The sequence below is a fragment of the Streptomyces sp. CBMA291 genome (assembly GCF_014596525.1).
Lineage (GTDB): Bacteria > Actinomycetota > Actinomycetes > Streptomycetales > Streptomycetaceae > Streptomyces.
In genome coordinates this window covers 14,395-28,571 of record NZ_MSJP01000014.1, presented here as the reverse complement: position 1 = coordinate 28,571, position 14,177 = coordinate 14,395, and the positions used below count along the sequence as shown (strand labels likewise).

Sequence of the window (14,177 nt, the reverse complement as noted above, 5' to 3'; positions counted from 1 at the left end):
ACATGACGACGCAAGAGACAGCGGCACCGGCGAAGGGGGAGGCGGGACAGCCACGCAGTGTCCGCGTCGTCCTCCTCGCCCTCATGATCGCGATGCTCCTCGCGATGCTGGACAACATGATCATCGGCACCGCGATGCCGACGATCGTCGGCGAACTCGGCGGTCTGGAGCACCTCTCCTGGGTCGTCACCGCCTACACCCTGGCCACCGCCGCCTCCACCCCCCTCTGGGGCAAGGTCGGCGACATGTTCGGCCGCAAGGGCGTCTTCCTCACCTCGATCGTGATCTTCCTGATCGGGTCCGCGCTCAGCGGCATGGCCCAGGACATGGGCCAGCTCATCGGCTTCCGCACCATCCAGGGTCTCGGCGCGGGCGGTCTCATGGTCGGCGTCATGGCGATCATCGGCGACCTCATACCGCCCCGCGAGCGCGGCAAGTACCAGGGCATGATGGCCGGCGTGATGGCCCTCGCCATGATCGGCGGCCCCCTCGTCGGCGGCAGCATCACCGACCACTGGGGCTGGCGCTGGTCCTTCTACATCAACCTGCCGCTGGGCGCCGTCGCCCTCGCGATGGTCGGCACCGTCCTGCACCTGCCGAAGAAGCGGCGCGCCGAGGGCGCCCGCATCGACTTCACGGGCGCCGCGCTGCTCACCCTCGGCATCACCGCGATCGTCCTCGTCACCACCTGGGGCGGCACCGAGTACGCCTGGGGCTCGGCCACCATCGTCGGGCTCGCGGTCGGAGGCGCGGCGGCGCTCGCCGCCTTCCTCTGGGTGGAGACCCGGGCGAGCGACCCGATCATGCCGCTGCACATCTTCCGCAGCCGCAACTTCACCCTGATGGCCGCGATCGGCTTCATCACCGGCTTCGTCATGTTCGGCGCGGTCCTCTACCTGCCGATCTTCCAGCAGTCCGTGCAGGGCGCATCGGCGACCAACTCCGGACTGCTGCTCCTGCCGATGCTGCTCTCGATGATGGTCGTCTCGCTGGTCGTCGGCCGCTTCACCACCAGCACCGGCAAGTACAAGATCTTCCCGGTGATCGGCGGCGTGCTGATGTCCGTCGGCCTCTTCCTGCTCTCCACCATGGACACCGACACCTCGCGGCTCGTCTCCGGCGTCCACATGGCCGTCCTCGGCGCGGGCATGGGCTTCCTCATGCAGATCACCATGCTGGTCGCCCAGAACAGCGTGGAGATGAAGGACATGGGCGTCGCCTCCTCCTCCAGCACCCTCTTCCGTACCCTCGGCTCCTCCTTCGGCGTCGCGATCATGGGTGCGCTCTTCACCGGACGCGTCCAGGACGAGATGACGGCGAGCGGCGGCTCCGGGCTGACCGAGCGGACCGCGCAGCTCGACGCGGCGAGCCTGGCCAAGCTGCCCGCGGCGCTCCGGGAGGCCTACCAGCACGCGGTCGCCTCCGGCACGCACGGCGCCTTCCTGCTCGCGGCGGTCGTCTCCGTCCTCGCCTTCGTCCTCGCCCTCTTCGTCAAGGAGGTGGCACTGCGCGGCGCCGGACCCGCCGCCGCCCCGAAGACGACGGAGGACGACGGCACGGCGAAGGTCGCCGAGGCGGTCTGATCGTCGGTACGCGCACGAGGGGGCCGGTCCCGGGAAGGGGCCGGCCCTTCGCCGTACCCGTACGGGGCGGCTCGGCTGCCCGTACGGGGCGGCTCGTCGTATCCCGTACGGGCTCGGCGCCCCCCTACAGGCCCGTTGGCCCACCCGTAAGGGCCCCCTTGCCCACCCCCTACAGGCCCCCTTGCCCACCCCTACGGGACCCGGCCCGCAGCGCGAGCGAGACGGGTCTCAGCCCGGTGTCCCCAGGGTCGGGAAGCTGCCCGTCGTCGTGGGTGCCTGGTCCGGGAGCCAGAGGACGGCGATCGCCCCGCCCACCCCGTTCGGCGCCGTCTCCGAGGCCACGTTGCGGAAGGTCAGCCGGGCGCCGAGGACCCGTGCCTGGCCCGCCGCGATGGTCAGCCCGAGCCCGTGCCCCTGGCCCGCCCGGTCGCTCGTGCCCGTACGGAAGCGGCTCGGGCCCTCCTTCAGAAGCGCCTCGGGGAAGCCGGGCCCGTGGTCGCGGACGCGGACGACCCGGCCCTCGACGGTCACCTCGACCGGCGGCCTGCCGTGCTTGGCCGCGTTCGCGAGGAGGTTGCCGAGGACGCGTTCGAGCCGCCGGGGGTCGGTGTTCACCCAGGACTCGTGGACGACCCTGATCTCCACCTCGGGGCCCAGGGCCCGCACCCGCCGCTCCACGAACTCGCCGAGCGCGATCTCCTGGAGCTCGGCGCGCTCCGACGCGCTGTCGAGCCGGGCCACCTCCAGGACGTCCTCGACCAGGGTCCGCATCGCCTGCACCCGGTCGCGCACCAGCTCGGTGGGGCGGCCGGGGGGCAGCAGCTCGGCGGCGGTCAGCAGCCCGGTGACGGGGGTGCGCAGCTCGTGCGCGATGTCGGCGGTGACCCGCCGTTCCGCCTCGATCCGTTCGTTGAGGGCGTCGGTCAGGGCGTCGACCGCCCAGGCCAGGTCGTCGGTCTCGTCCCGTACGACCCCGCCGACGGCGTCCCTGACGCGCACCTCCGTGTTCCCCTGGGCGACCCGCCCGGCGGCCACCGCCGCCTTCCGCAGCCGCCGGGAGAGCCGGCCGCCGATGAACACGCCGAGCGCGCAGCCGCCGAAGACCACCGAGACCGAGCCGATGACGAGGGCCCGGTCGAGGTCGTTCATGACCGCCGCGCCCCGGTCGGCGAAGGGGATGTGGAGGGAGAGGACGTCCCCGTTGGCGAGCGGCACGGCGGCCCACACGTCGGGCGCCCCGCCGTGCCGGTGCTCCTGGACGTAGGTGCCGCGCCGCTTGTCCCGCATGAGCTGGTCGAGCTGGGGCGGCAGCGCCGGGTCGTTGATCTTCGTGCCGAAACGGGGCTCCTTCGGCTTCGAGGTCTCGTAGAGGCGCTGGGCGAAGAGCAGCCGCTCCATCTGCACCTCGCGCGCGTTGTCGAGCATCGAGATGCGGGCCGCGTTGTGGACGACCACGCTGAGGGTGACCGCGATCAGCGCGCCGACCGCCGCGATGGCGACGGCGATCTTCCAGCGGACCCCGGTGCGCAGGGGCAGCAGCTTCGCGGGCAGGAGTCTCACGGTCAGCTCTTGAGCTTGTAGCCGAAGCCGCGGACGGTCTCGATCCGGTCCTGGCCGATCTTGGCACGCAGCCGCTGGACGTGCACGTCGACGACCCGGGTGTCGCCGCCCCAGCCGTAGTCCCAGACCCGTTCGAGGAGCTTGTCCCGGGACAGTACGGTGCCGGGCGCGGACGAGAACTCCAGGAGCAGCCGCATCTCGGTCGGGGTCAGGGCGACGGGCGTCCCGCCCTTGCGGACCTCCATGCCCTCGGTGTCGATCTCCAGATCGCCGAAGACGAGCAGCCCGCCGCCGTCGCCTTCGCCCTCCCCGCGTTCGCCGGGTCCCCCGGCGTGCCCGAAGCGGCGGAGCACGGCCCGGATGCGGGCCATCAGGACGGAGCCGTCGAAGGGCTTGGTGACGTAGTCGTCGGCGCCCGCCTCCAGGCCGAGGACGACGTCGATGGAGTCGGCACGCGCCGACAGCATGATCACCGGCACGGTCGACTCGTCGCGGATGCGACGGCAGAGGCTGACCCCGTCCATGCCCGGCAGCATCACGTCGAGCAGCGCGATGTCGGGCCGCCGGGCCCGGAAGGAGTCGAGCCCGGAGAGCCCGTCGGGCACGGCGGTGACCCGGAAACCGTCCCGCTCCAGGGCGAGCTGGGTGGCCTCACGGATCACGTCGTCGTCCTCGACGAACAGCACATGCGTCTCGGCCATGGTGGGGGGTCCTTCGGATCGGAGCGGTTCCGGGGGCGTGCCGGGGCGGGGACGGGGGTCCCGGGCGGCGTACGAGTGAGGCGTACGGGCGAGGGTGCGCGGGTGGAGCACGGAGCGAGTACGGGTGAGGGGAGCGTACGGCTACTCCGGCGCGGGCCTCGCCGGTGCGGGTTCGTCCACGCCCGCGTCGCCGACGGCACGGCTGTAGTCGTTGTGGACCCAGTCGCGCTGGGTGAACTTGTCACCGGACCAGCGGTACGTGACGACGTCCTCGCCCGAGGGGTACGCGACCGGGTCTCCCTTCGCGTACACCTGCTTGGTGACGACCAGCTCGCCCCGGTCGATCGTGGCGTAGACCGCCGCGTCCTCCGCCATGAAGACGTTCTCGTACTTGCCGTTCTGCTTCCGGTACACATAGGTGCCGATGCCGACGGCGTCACCGCAGGTCATCACGTTGACGACGACATCGGGCGCGGGCGCGTCGGTGAGATTGCCGTAGGAGGTGTCCACCGGGTAGGCGTCCGCGACACACGGCTTCAGATCGCTCTTGAGCCAGTCGCCGATCTTCGGATCGTTCTTGAGGAGCGCGATCGGGTTCACCCGCTCGGCCGTCTGCGGCCCGGTGGTCGCCGAGTGGGCCGGGGTGGGGGCCGCCGCCGTCACCTCGTCCGTACGGGCCGCGCCCTCGTCGCGGGAGCCGGTGCCGCCGGTGGAGCAGCTCGCCAGGGACAGGCTCATGGCGACGAGCCCGGCGGTCGCCGTGATCCCCGCCGCCCTGACCCGACGCGGGCGGGGGACGGTGCGGGTGGTGTGGGTGGTGCGGGTGCCGGTGTCGGCTCCTGCGGCTGTGCCTGCGCCGATGCCTGTGCTTGCGGCTGTGCCGATGCCTGTGCTTGCGGCTGTGCCGATGCCGGTGTCGACGCCGGTTCCTGTCCCTGCGCCTGCGCCTGCGCCTGTTCCGGTCCCGGTGCCGCCGTCGACGGCGGCGGGGCGGTCGCCGGTGTCGGCGCCGCCCTCGTCTCTTCTGCCGTCGGCTCCGCCGTCTAGGCCGCGCACCGCTCCCGCTCCCGCTCGTGTCCCCGTACCGTCGTCCGCTCCCCGGTCCGCCCCAGGGCACGGGCGTCGAGATCACGGCTCTCCAGCTCCTGCCGGAGCCGGGCGAGCGCGCGGTGGAGCGTGGACTTCACCGTACCCGTCGACATGCCGAGGGCGGCGGCCGTCTCCTCGGTGCTCATCTGCTCCCAGTGGCGCAGGACGACCACACTGCGCTGCTTCGGCGCCAGCACCGTCAGGATGTCCATGAGCAGGGCGCGGTCGGCGTGCTGCTCGGTCGGGTCGTCGACGCAGGCGTCGGGGAGCTGCTCGGTGGGCACCTCCTCCAGCTTGCGGGAGCGCCACCACTCGGTCCGGGTGTTGATCATGACCCGGCGCAGATAGGCGTCGGCGAGCGACTTGTCGGCGATGCCGTCCCAGCGCCCGTACGTCCGGGCGAGGGCGGTCTGTAGCAGGTCCTGGGCGTCCACCGGATCGGCCACGAGCCGACGGGCACTGCGCAGCAGAGCCTCCTGCCGCGTACGGACGTACTCCTCGAAGTCGAGCACCTCGCCATGCCCCATCCGAACCGCCTCCGAACCCCGTGACCTGCTTCGTTCTCGTGTCGTGGACGACGCTACGGAGCGCTTGTCACGGGGCTGTGCGTGGCAGCCGTCGGTGGGCGCACGGCTATCCATCGGTTGTGTAACGACGGCCGGACGGGGTTTACGGAGGGAGGGGAGGGGGCGGAGGGGCGGGAGAGGGTCCACCCCTCCGACTCGGCCCACCGGCCGTGGGGCCTTTGCCGGGGGCTTCCGACGGGCGGCGGGGCCTCTGGCTGGGGGCAGTCGGTGGGGACGGTGGGGCCTCCGCCCGGGGTCAGTCGGTGAGGGTGGTGGGGCCTCCGACTGGGGGCGGGCCGACGGGCGACGGGGCCTCTGCCGGGGGCTGCCGACGGGCGGCGGGGCCTCTGGCTGGGGTCAGTCGGTGAGGGCGGTGGAGCCTCCGCCCGGGGCAGTCGGTGGGAGCGGTGGGGCCTCCGTCAGAGGCGCAGCCGACCCCGGCAGGCCCTCCGCCAGAGCGCGGCCGACCCCGGCAGGCCCTCCGCCGGTAGGTCGGCCGACCGGCAGCGGGGCCCCGCCGGGGCGCAGCCGACGTGAGGCGGAGGCTCCTCGGCCGACGGGTGACGAAGGCTCCTCGGCCGACGGGCGGCGAGAGCCTCTCGGCCGATGGGCGACGAAAGCCTCTCGGCCGACGGGTGGCGGAGGCCCGTCAGGGCGATCAGCCCACCGGCAGCCGGTAGCGGCTCCCGGCGAGCGGTTCGACCAGGCCGTCCGCGACCAGGCCGTCCAGGGCCCTGGCCCGCTGGACCGGCTCGTCCCAGACCGCGTCGAGGGCCGCCTGCGCCACCGGTTCCCGCGACTCCCGCAGCACCGCGAGCAGCCGCCCCCGGACCTGACGGTCGGTCCCCGCGTACGTCTGGCCGCGCCGGGGCGGTCCCTCGTGGGCGGGCTTCCCCGCCAGCAGCCAGGCGCACTTCCCGGCGATCGGGCAGCGCCCGCACTCCTCGTTCTTCGCCGTGCACACCAGCGCGCCCAGCTCCATCGAGGCGGCGGCCCAGCGCGCGGCCGTCTCCTCCTCCTGCGGGAGCAGCGCGCGGGCGAGCCGTCGCTCGGCGGCCGTGGTCGCGTTCGGCGGGTACTGGACACCGGTCGCCGCCCGCGCGAAGACCCGGCGCACATTGGTGTCGAGGACCGCGTGCCGCTGCCCGTACGCGAAGGAGGCCACCGCCGCCGCCGTGTACTCGCCGATTCCGGGCAGCGCGAGCAGCTGCCCGTGATCGCTGGGGACGTCGCCTTCGTGCCGCTCCGTTATGGCCACGGCCGCCGCGTGCAGCCGCAGTGCCCGGCGCGGATAGCCGAGCCTGCCCCAGGCGCGGACCGCCTCGCCGGGGGCCTCGGCGGCCAGGTCGGCCGGGCGCGGCCAGCGCGCGAGCCACTGCTCGTACACCGGGAGCACCCGGATCACGGGCGTCTGCTGGAGCATGAACTCGCTGACCATGACGCCCCAGGCACCCGCCTCGGGGCGCCGCCAGGGCAGGTCGCGGGCGTGCCGGTCGAACCAGGCGAGGACGGGCCCGTGCAGTTCGGCGGGGGGCGTCGGGACGGCGGGGGCGTCGGCGGCCCCGCGGGCCTCGCGCGCCGGGAGCGCGCCGGGGGCGGGGGGAGTGTCGGTGGAAGTCATGGCACCTCCGATCCTGGCACGTCCCCGGCGGGATCGGTGCGCGCCGGGACGGTACGCGCCGGGGGAGTGCGCGCCGGGGCAACATGCGCCGGGGGGAGTGCGGGCCAGGAGCGGAGTGCGCCGGGTGGGCGCGGGCCGGGATCGGTGCGAGCCGCTTCGGTGCGGGCCGCAGGCGGTACGGGCGAGGGCCCGGGGCCCGCACCGAGATCCGTACGGGCCGAGTACCGGCTCGGTACCCGCTCAGTACGCGCCGTGGCGCGCACGCCGGGGCTCCTCGGCCCACGGGGCGGCGTGTACGCGCGGCCCGCGACCCGCACACCAGAGCACGGCCGGGTTCCGGCTCGACCTCGCGGTCTCCACGAGTGATCCCACGGGGCGGGCGGCGGCGCGCATGACGAGGAAGGCGACCAGGGCGCCGAGAAGCAGACCGACGGTGACGTCATGCGGGTAGTGGACACCGACGAAGACCCGGGAGAACGCCATGAGCAGCGCCATCGGCACGGTCAGCCAGACGATCCCGCGCCAGGACAGGGCGAGCGCGATCGCGGCGGCGCCCGCGATCGCCGAGTGGTTGCTGGGGAAGGACCAGTCCCCGTGCGGCGGGCAGGCGATCAGGGAGGCGGGCGCCCCGGCCACCGCCCGGCACGGGCGTTCCTCGTCGACCAGCGACTTCAGCGCCTCGCTCACCACGTAACCGAAGGCGGTGGCGAGCGGGGCGAGCAGCGCGAGGGACATCGCCCGGCTCGATCCCCCGCGGGCGCGCCACCAGCCGGCCAGGAACAGCACGCCGAAGAGCAGCAGTCCGGCCTCGGTCCAGACCTCGGCGAGCCACTGGAACCAGTGAGGGGTGGCGTGCGCGAAGTCGGCGACGTCGAGATACAGACGGTCGGAGAGATCGAGGAGGGTGTCCATGGTGCATGACGCTAACCGGAATCCGCAGGCCCGCGCCCCGGGCCAACGGCCATGACCACCCCTGACGAAAGTGGGGGTCGGCCGGATCGTGTCGGTTCTCTCCCGTTTCCGGTGGGCTTGGGAGGGGCTTTCAAGGGGCTTCAGGAGGCTTCAGGGGGCTTGGGAGGGGGTTTCGAGGAAAGTTCCCGGAACCGATGGATGTGATCATCGGCAAAACTTGGTACCTCGAACGGCGGGTGGGGCGGGAGTTGGCCCGGATCTCTCGTAAGGTTCGGGGCGTGGGATCTTTGCGCAATCCGGTCGGGCCGCTTCCCTCCACCATCTACTGGCGACGGAGGGCGGTGGCGGCGTGCCTGGCGGCGCTTCTGACGCTGCTCGGCGTCTGGGCCCTGGCCTCCAGTCGCGGTGACGGGAAGAAGACGAACGACGCAGCCAACGGCGGTGTCGCCCCCTCCTCCACCGCGTCCCCCGCCCTGCCCTCGATCACCCCGGGCCCCTCCGGCACCGGCAAGGCCATCAGCCAACAGCCCGGTGGCCGGGACGAGTCGGACGCGGGCGACGGCACCGCCACTCCGGAGCCGGGCGCGAGCGGCGGCACCGACGCCGGTACGGCCGACGGCACCGGCAAGAACGGCGACACGGACGGCGCGGGCGGCGACGGCGGCGCGGGCACCGGCGCGGGCCGGCGGGTCCCGGCCGACTCCCCGCTCCCCAACTGCACCCCCGCCGCGCTCCAGTTGTCCCTGCGCAGCAGCAAGGTCCGGTACGAGGCGGGCGAGAAGCCCCGCTTCCTGCTCGCCGCCAAGAACACCTCAAGCACGGACTGCAAGGCCGATTTCGGGCCCCGCAACGCGGTCCTGACCATCAGTGACAGCAAGGACGACGAGGTCTGGTCCACCGCGGACTGCCCCGCCGAGGCCGCCCCCGTCCTGCTGCGCCTGCCCGCGCACTCGACCGTCACCCACACCGTGGACTGGGACCGGAAGCGCAGCGACCCGCGCTGCACCCGAAGCTCGGTCCCGACGGGCCCCGACACCTATCTGGTGGAGGCGACCATGCCGGGCATGAAGGTGCTCCCGGCGTCGTTCAGCCTGGCGAAGGACTGACACCCGGGCGCGCGGCCCCGCGGGCGCGGGCGGAAGACGAGGGAGGGGGCTTCCGGACATCCGGAAGCCCCCTCCCTCACTCGTGTCCGGCGGACTACACGTACCGCTCCAGGATCGAGGACTCCGCGAGCCGGGACAGGCCCTCGCGGACGCTGCGGGCCCGAGCCTCGCCGACGCCGTCGACCGCCTGGAGGTCGTCCACGCTCGCCGCGAGCAGCTTCTGTAGCCCGCCGAAGTGCTCCACCAGACGCTCGATGATGGCTCCCGGCAGCCTCGGCACCTTGGCCAGCAGCCGGTAACCGCGCGGCGAGACGGCCGAGTCCAATGTCTCCGGCGAACCGCTGTACCCCAGGGCCCGCGCCACGACGGGCAGTTCCAGCAGCTCGGTGTGGGAGAGCGCGTCCAGCTCGGTGAGCGCCTCCGTGACCGTCCGCGAACGCTTCGCCGTCGGCTCGGGCACGTAGTCCCGGACCACCAGCTCGCGCTCCGGCTCCACGCCCGCGATCAACTCGTCCAGCTGGAGCGAGAGCAGCCGCCCGTCCGTGCCCAGCTCGACGACGTACTCGGCGATCTCGGTCGCGATCCGGCGGACCATCTCCAGGCGCTGGGCGACGGCGGTGACGTCCCGGACCGTGACCAGGTCCTCGATCTCCAGGGCGGAGAGCGTGCCGGCCACCTCGTCGAGCCGCAGCTTGTACCGCTCAAGGGTGGCGAGCGCCTGGTTGGCGCGGGACAGGATCGCCGCCGACTCCTCCAGGACCCGGCGCTCCCCGTTCACGTACAGCGCGATCAGGCGCATGGACTGCGAGACGGAGACGACCGGGAAGTTGCACTGCTTGGAGACCCGGTCCGCGGTGCGGTGGCGGGTGCCGGTCTCCTCGGTGGGGATGGAGGCGTCCGGCACCAGCTGGACACCCGCGCGGTGGATCTTGGTGATGTCCTTGTCGAGTACGAGGGCGCCGTCGAGCTTGCACAGCTCGCGCAGCCGGGTGGCGGCGAACTCGACATCCAGCACGAAACCGCCCGTGCACATCGAATCGACCGTCTTGTCCAGACCGAGCACGATGAGCCCGCCCGTATTGCCCCGGAGGATCCGCTCCAGTCCGTCGCGCAGCGCGGTGCCGGGCGCGACCGCGCTCAGGGCGGCGCGCATCAGCGCTTCGTTGCCGGAGCCCGCGCCGGACTTTCCGGGAGCTGCTGCCCCGTCCTTGGCTGCCACTGCACTCCTCCGGCTCGTACGGATGGGCGAGACCAGGGCAAAGTCTAGCGACACCACCCCGCCGCCCTCCGCCCCCGACCGATCACGGGTGGTCCGAAAGGGGTCCCCGCCCTGACCCGCCCCAAACCCTTCCCGTCCGTGCGAAGCGCACGGGACCCGTCACCCCTCCGCCGACTCCGGAGCCTTGGCGCGGCGGCTGCGGGGCAGGACCCGCAGGGCGTCGCCCATGTCCGCGACCTCCGTGACCTTCATGCCCGCCGGTACCTTGCCCGGGTCCGTGGGCACCAGCGCGTGCGTGAAACCGAGCCGGTGCGCCTCGGCGAGGCGCCGCTGCACACCCGTCACCCGCCGGACCTCGCCCGCGAGTCCGACCTCGCCGATCGCGACCAGGTTCTTCGGCAGCGGGGTGTCGCTCGCCGCCGAGGCGAGCGCGAGCGCCACGGCCAGATCGGCGGCGGGCTCGGTGAGCCTCACCCCGCCCACGGTCGCGCTGTAGATGTCCCGCTTGCCCAGCGCGCTGATCCGCCCGCGCTGTTCGAGCACCGCCAGCATCATCGAGACCCGGGAGGTCTCAAGCCCCGAGGTGGTCCGCCGGGGCGACGGGATCTGCGAGTCCACGGTCAGCGCCTGCACCTCCGCCACGAGCGGTCTGCGGCCCTCCAGGGTCACCGTCAGACAGGTGCCGGGCACGGCCACGTCACGCCGGGTCAGGAAAAGCCCGGAGGGGTCGGCGAGCCCGGTGATCCCCTCGTCGTGCAGCTCGAAGCAGCCGACCTCGTCCGTCGCCCCGTACCGGTTCTTCACGCCCCGGACCAGCCGCAGCCGCGCGTGCCGGTCGCCCTCGAAGCTCAGGACGACGTCGACCAGGTGCTCCAGGAGCCGGGGACCCGCGATGGCCCCGTCCTTGGTGACGTGGCCGACGAGCAGCGTCGCCATGCCGCGCTCCTTGGACGCCCGGATGAGCGCCCCGGCGACCTCGCGGACCTGGGCCATGCCGCCGGGCGCGCCGTCGATCTCGGGAGAGGCGACGGTCTGCACCGAGTCCATGATCAGCAGGGAGGGCTTCACGGCGTCCAGATGACCGAGGACGGCCGACAGATCGGTCTCCGCCGCCAGATACAGATGGTCGCTGAGCGCACCGATCCGGTCGGCGCGCAGCCGGACCTGGCTCGCCGACTCCTCGCCCGTGACGTACAGCGTGCGGTGCTCGTCGCTGGCCGCCTTGGCCGCCACGTCGAGCAGCAGCGTGGACTTGCCGACGCCCGGCTCGCCCGCGAGCAGCACGACGGCGCCGGGCACGAGTCCCCCGCCGAGGACCCGGTCCAGCTCGTCGACGCCGGTGGAACGGGCGGTCGCCTGCCGTCCGTCCACCTGCCCGATGGGAACGGCGGCGGTGGAGACCCGGCCCGCGGCGGTCGTGCGGACGGCGGGCGCGCCGTACTCCTCGACCGTCCCCCAGGCCTGGCATTCGGGGCAGCGGCCGAGCCACTTGGCCGTCTGCCAGCCGCACTCGGTGCAGCGGTAGGACGGCCGGTCCTTGGTCGATTTCGTACGGGCAGCCATGAAGCCCACGGTAGCGGCCCCCACTGACAACGGGCCCGGCCTCGCGGCGCCGGGGGAGGACGTCCCCTCCCAGGGGGCCCCGCCGTGGGGTCTCCCCCCCCGCCATGGGGCCCCCACCGTGGGGGTCCCCCCACCAGAGGCCCCCGCCTCCACAAGCGCCCCCGCCCAGGCAAGGCACTCGCCCGCCAAGCACCCCCGCCCCGCCCAGCCCCCGGCAACACCCGCCCGTCAAGCCGACGCCTCACCCGAAAAGCGCCCCCCGGGGCCCCGTCCCTCATCCCTCCAGGGGACCCCCGCCGCTCACCCACCCGGCAGAGGAACCCCGCCTTCCTGTCCCCTTTCGAGCGATAGCTTCACCCGTACGAATGAGAAGTCCTCGACCGGTACGAAGAGCGCCCCCAGGGTGCCTACGGTCGTCCGGTGACGAGCAGCAGGCTGCATTCCCCCGTACGCACCACCGGCGCACACCGGGCGCACCCCGTCGTGGACCGGGGCGCGCACAGGACCGGCCGCCGGCCCCCCGGACGCTACGAGGCCGTTCTCGACGGCCTCTTCACGTACTGCCTCTCCGTGCTCTGCGACCACGACACGGCCACCGTCGTCCTCGCCGACGTCCTGGCCGTCGCCGAGCGCCACCATGCCCGGGGTCCCGCCGACGAGGAGGGGCGCACGGCCTGGCTGTACGCCCTCGCCCGCTGGGCCTGCCTCCGCAGCCTCGGCGAGCAGCGCGGCCGACGGCAGGGCGCCCACACGGGCCGCCCCGCCGTCACCCCGCCCGAGCCGCCCCGTATCCCCGAGGAAACCGCCGAGCGCCGCCGCGCCGAACTCGCCAGGCTCGCCTGGCCCGAGGCCGCGGGCACCACCCCCGAGCAGCGCGAAGCCCTCGAACTCGCCGTCCGGCACGGCCTCGACCCCCATCAGGTCGCCGCCGTCCTCGCCCTCGATCCGGTGGCCGCCCGCGAACTCCTCGCCACCGCGGGCTGTGAGGTCGAACGGACCCGCGCCGCCCTCGCCGTCGTCGAGACCGGCGACTGTCCCACCGTCGCCCGGCTCACCGGCGACCAGCGGCCGCTCCTGTCGGCCGCGCTGCGCGCCGAACTCGTCCGGCACGTCGACGACTGCCCGCTCTGCCGCAGGACCGCCGAGCGGGTGGGCGCCACGAGCCCCTGGCCGGGCACCGGGGCCCTGCCCGCGGTCTCGCTGCCGCTCGTGGAGGCGCCCAGGGCCGCCGCGTACCTGGCGATGCTGCATGTCCCCCGCGCGCGTGCCGGGGCCCCGCGCTTCGCGCCGACCGGGTTCCCCATGGCCCCCAAGGACCATGTCGCCCGCCGAGGACGCCTGCGGGCCCGCGCGGTCACCACCACCGTGGTCGCCGCCGTGGTCGCCGCGCCCGTCCTCGCCCTGTGGACCTCCTACCGGTCCGCCCCCGGCGCCGACCGGACCGGCGCGGAGGGGCACCGGATCAGCGCCCGCGAGGCCGACGGCCCGGCCGTCACCGGCAGGCACCCCTACAGGGACGCCGACGACGCCCACGACAGGCCGGGCGGCGGACGCACCGGCCCCGACCCCCGGTTCACCCGGGCCAGCCGCGCCCCCGGCCTTTCCGTCGAGGTCCTCAGCCCCGGCGGCCCCACCGGCCCCACGGCCACCTCCCGCCCCGACGGACCCGCGACGGGCTGGATCATCGCGGACGCCCGCAGCCAGAACGGCCTCACCCTGCTCACGCTCACCGCAGGGGGGCGCGCGCCCGTCGCCTGGTCGCTGTGGACGGACGCGCCCTGGCTGTACGTCAGCCGGGCCTCGGGAACGCTCCGGCCGGGCGCCACGGTCACGGTCGCCGTCCGCGTCGACCGGGCGCGCGAACCCCGGGACGCCTGGAGCGCGCGGCTCGGGGTGAACCCCTCGGGGGCGGTGATCAGGATCCACGGGCAGGGCGAGCCGGTCCCGCAGGCCGATCCCCCGGTCCTGCCGTACGCCCTCCGGCCCCCGAGGCCGACCGGGCCGCCCGCCGCCGCGGCGCGGCCGACGAGACCGGCGAAGCCGTCCACGGCGGAACCGACGGCCCCGCCCACGACCCGGCCCGCCGACCCGGCCACCCCGCCGACGAGCCCGCCTCCGGCCGAGGCGGACACCCCGCCGCCCGCGTCGGAACAGCCTCCGCCCACGACACCGGCCCCGGCACCGGCCCTGGCCACGCCGGAACCGACGCCCTCGATGACGGAGGAACCCCACCCGACGTCTTCGTGAGCCGGGCCCG

Annotated in this window: 11 protein-coding genes; 3 read left to right on the top strand and 8 right to left on the bottom strand. The window is 74.0% G+C overall.

The window, feature by feature from the left end:
- The first annotated feature begins 2 nt into the window (after positions 1-2).
- On the top strand, positions 3-1,583 hold the full coding sequence (locus tag BU197_RS03955) for an MDR family MFS transporter (RefSeq protein ID WP_188266770.1): 1,581 nt from the start codon (positions 3-5) through the stop codon (positions 1,581-1,583).
- A gap of 228 nt (positions 1,584-1,811) precedes the next feature.
- On the opposite strand, the gene cseC is transcribed toward BU197_RS03955, so the two are convergent.
- From cseC to BU197_RS03925, 6 genes are all read right to left on the bottom strand, one after another.
- Positions 1,812-3,143: a two-component system sensor histidine kinase CseC gene (gene cseC, locus BU197_RS03950; protein ID WP_411158434.1), complete on the bottom strand. Its 1,332-nt coding sequence runs from the start codon at positions 3,141-3,143 to the stop codon at positions 1,812-1,814.
- 2 nt (positions 3,144-3,145) lie between these two features.
- A complete protein-coding gene (gene cseB / locus BU197_RS03945) occupies positions 3,146-3,844 on the bottom strand; it encodes a two-component system response regulator CseB (protein WP_188266769.1) in 699 nt (232 codons plus the stop codon).
- Between the two features lie 141 nt (positions 3,845-3,985).
- The gene (locus tag BU197_RS03940) at positions 3,986-4,609 is read right to left on the bottom strand and encodes a hypothetical protein (protein WP_411158437.1); all 624 of its coding nucleotides are present in this window, start codon (positions 4,607-4,609) and stop codon (positions 3,986-3,988) included.
- 278 nt (positions 4,610-4,887) lie between these two features.
- A complete protein-coding gene (locus BU197_RS03935) occupies positions 4,888-5,460 on the bottom strand; it encodes a SigE family RNA polymerase sigma factor (protein ID WP_188266768.1) in 573 nt (190 codons plus the stop codon).
- Between the two features lie 697 nt (positions 5,461-6,157).
- Complete coding sequence (locus BU197_RS03930; RefSeq protein WP_223183472.1) at positions 6,158-7,120, bottom strand: A/G-specific adenine glycosylase; 963 nt, start codon at positions 7,118-7,120, stop codon at positions 6,158-6,160.
- Positions 7,121-7,360: 240 nt separating this feature from the next.
- Positions 7,361-8,032 (bottom strand): phosphatase PAP2 family protein, encoded by a 672-nt coding sequence (locus BU197_RS03925; protein ID WP_188266767.1) that lies wholly within the window; start codon positions 8,030-8,032, stop codon positions 7,361-7,363.
- A 278-nt stretch (positions 8,033-8,310) separates the two neighbouring features.
- Here BU197_RS03925 and BU197_RS03920 point away from each other — a divergent pair, with 278 nt between their 5' ends.
- Positions 8,311-9,138 (top strand): hypothetical protein, encoded by an 828-nt coding sequence (locus tag BU197_RS03920; RefSeq protein ID WP_188266766.1) that lies wholly within the window; start codon positions 8,311-8,313, stop codon positions 9,136-9,138.
- A 94-nt stretch (positions 9,139-9,232) separates the two neighbouring features.
- Here the strand turns inward: BU197_RS03920 and disA are convergent, their stop codons facing one another.
- Both disA and radA read right to left on the bottom strand, forming a co-directional pair.
- Positions 9,233-10,357: a DNA integrity scanning diadenylate cyclase DisA gene (gene disA / locus BU197_RS03915; RefSeq protein WP_188266765.1), complete on the bottom strand. Its 1,125-nt coding sequence runs from the start codon at positions 10,355-10,357 to the stop codon at positions 9,233-9,235.
- A gap of 159 nt (positions 10,358-10,516) precedes the next feature.
- Positions 10,517-11,920, bottom strand: coding sequence for a DNA repair protein RadA (gene radA, locus BU197_RS03910; protein WP_188266764.1), 1,404 nt, complete (start codon positions 11,918-11,920; stop codon positions 10,517-10,519).
- Between the two features lie 420 nt (positions 11,921-12,340).
- On the opposite strand from radA, the gene BU197_RS03905 reads away from it, so the two are divergent.
- Positions 12,341-14,167: a sigma-70 family RNA polymerase sigma factor gene (locus BU197_RS03905; RefSeq protein ID WP_188266763.1), complete on the top strand. Its 1,827-nt coding sequence runs from the start codon at positions 12,341-12,343 to the stop codon at positions 14,165-14,167.
- Positions 14,168-14,177 lie beyond the last annotated feature (10 nt).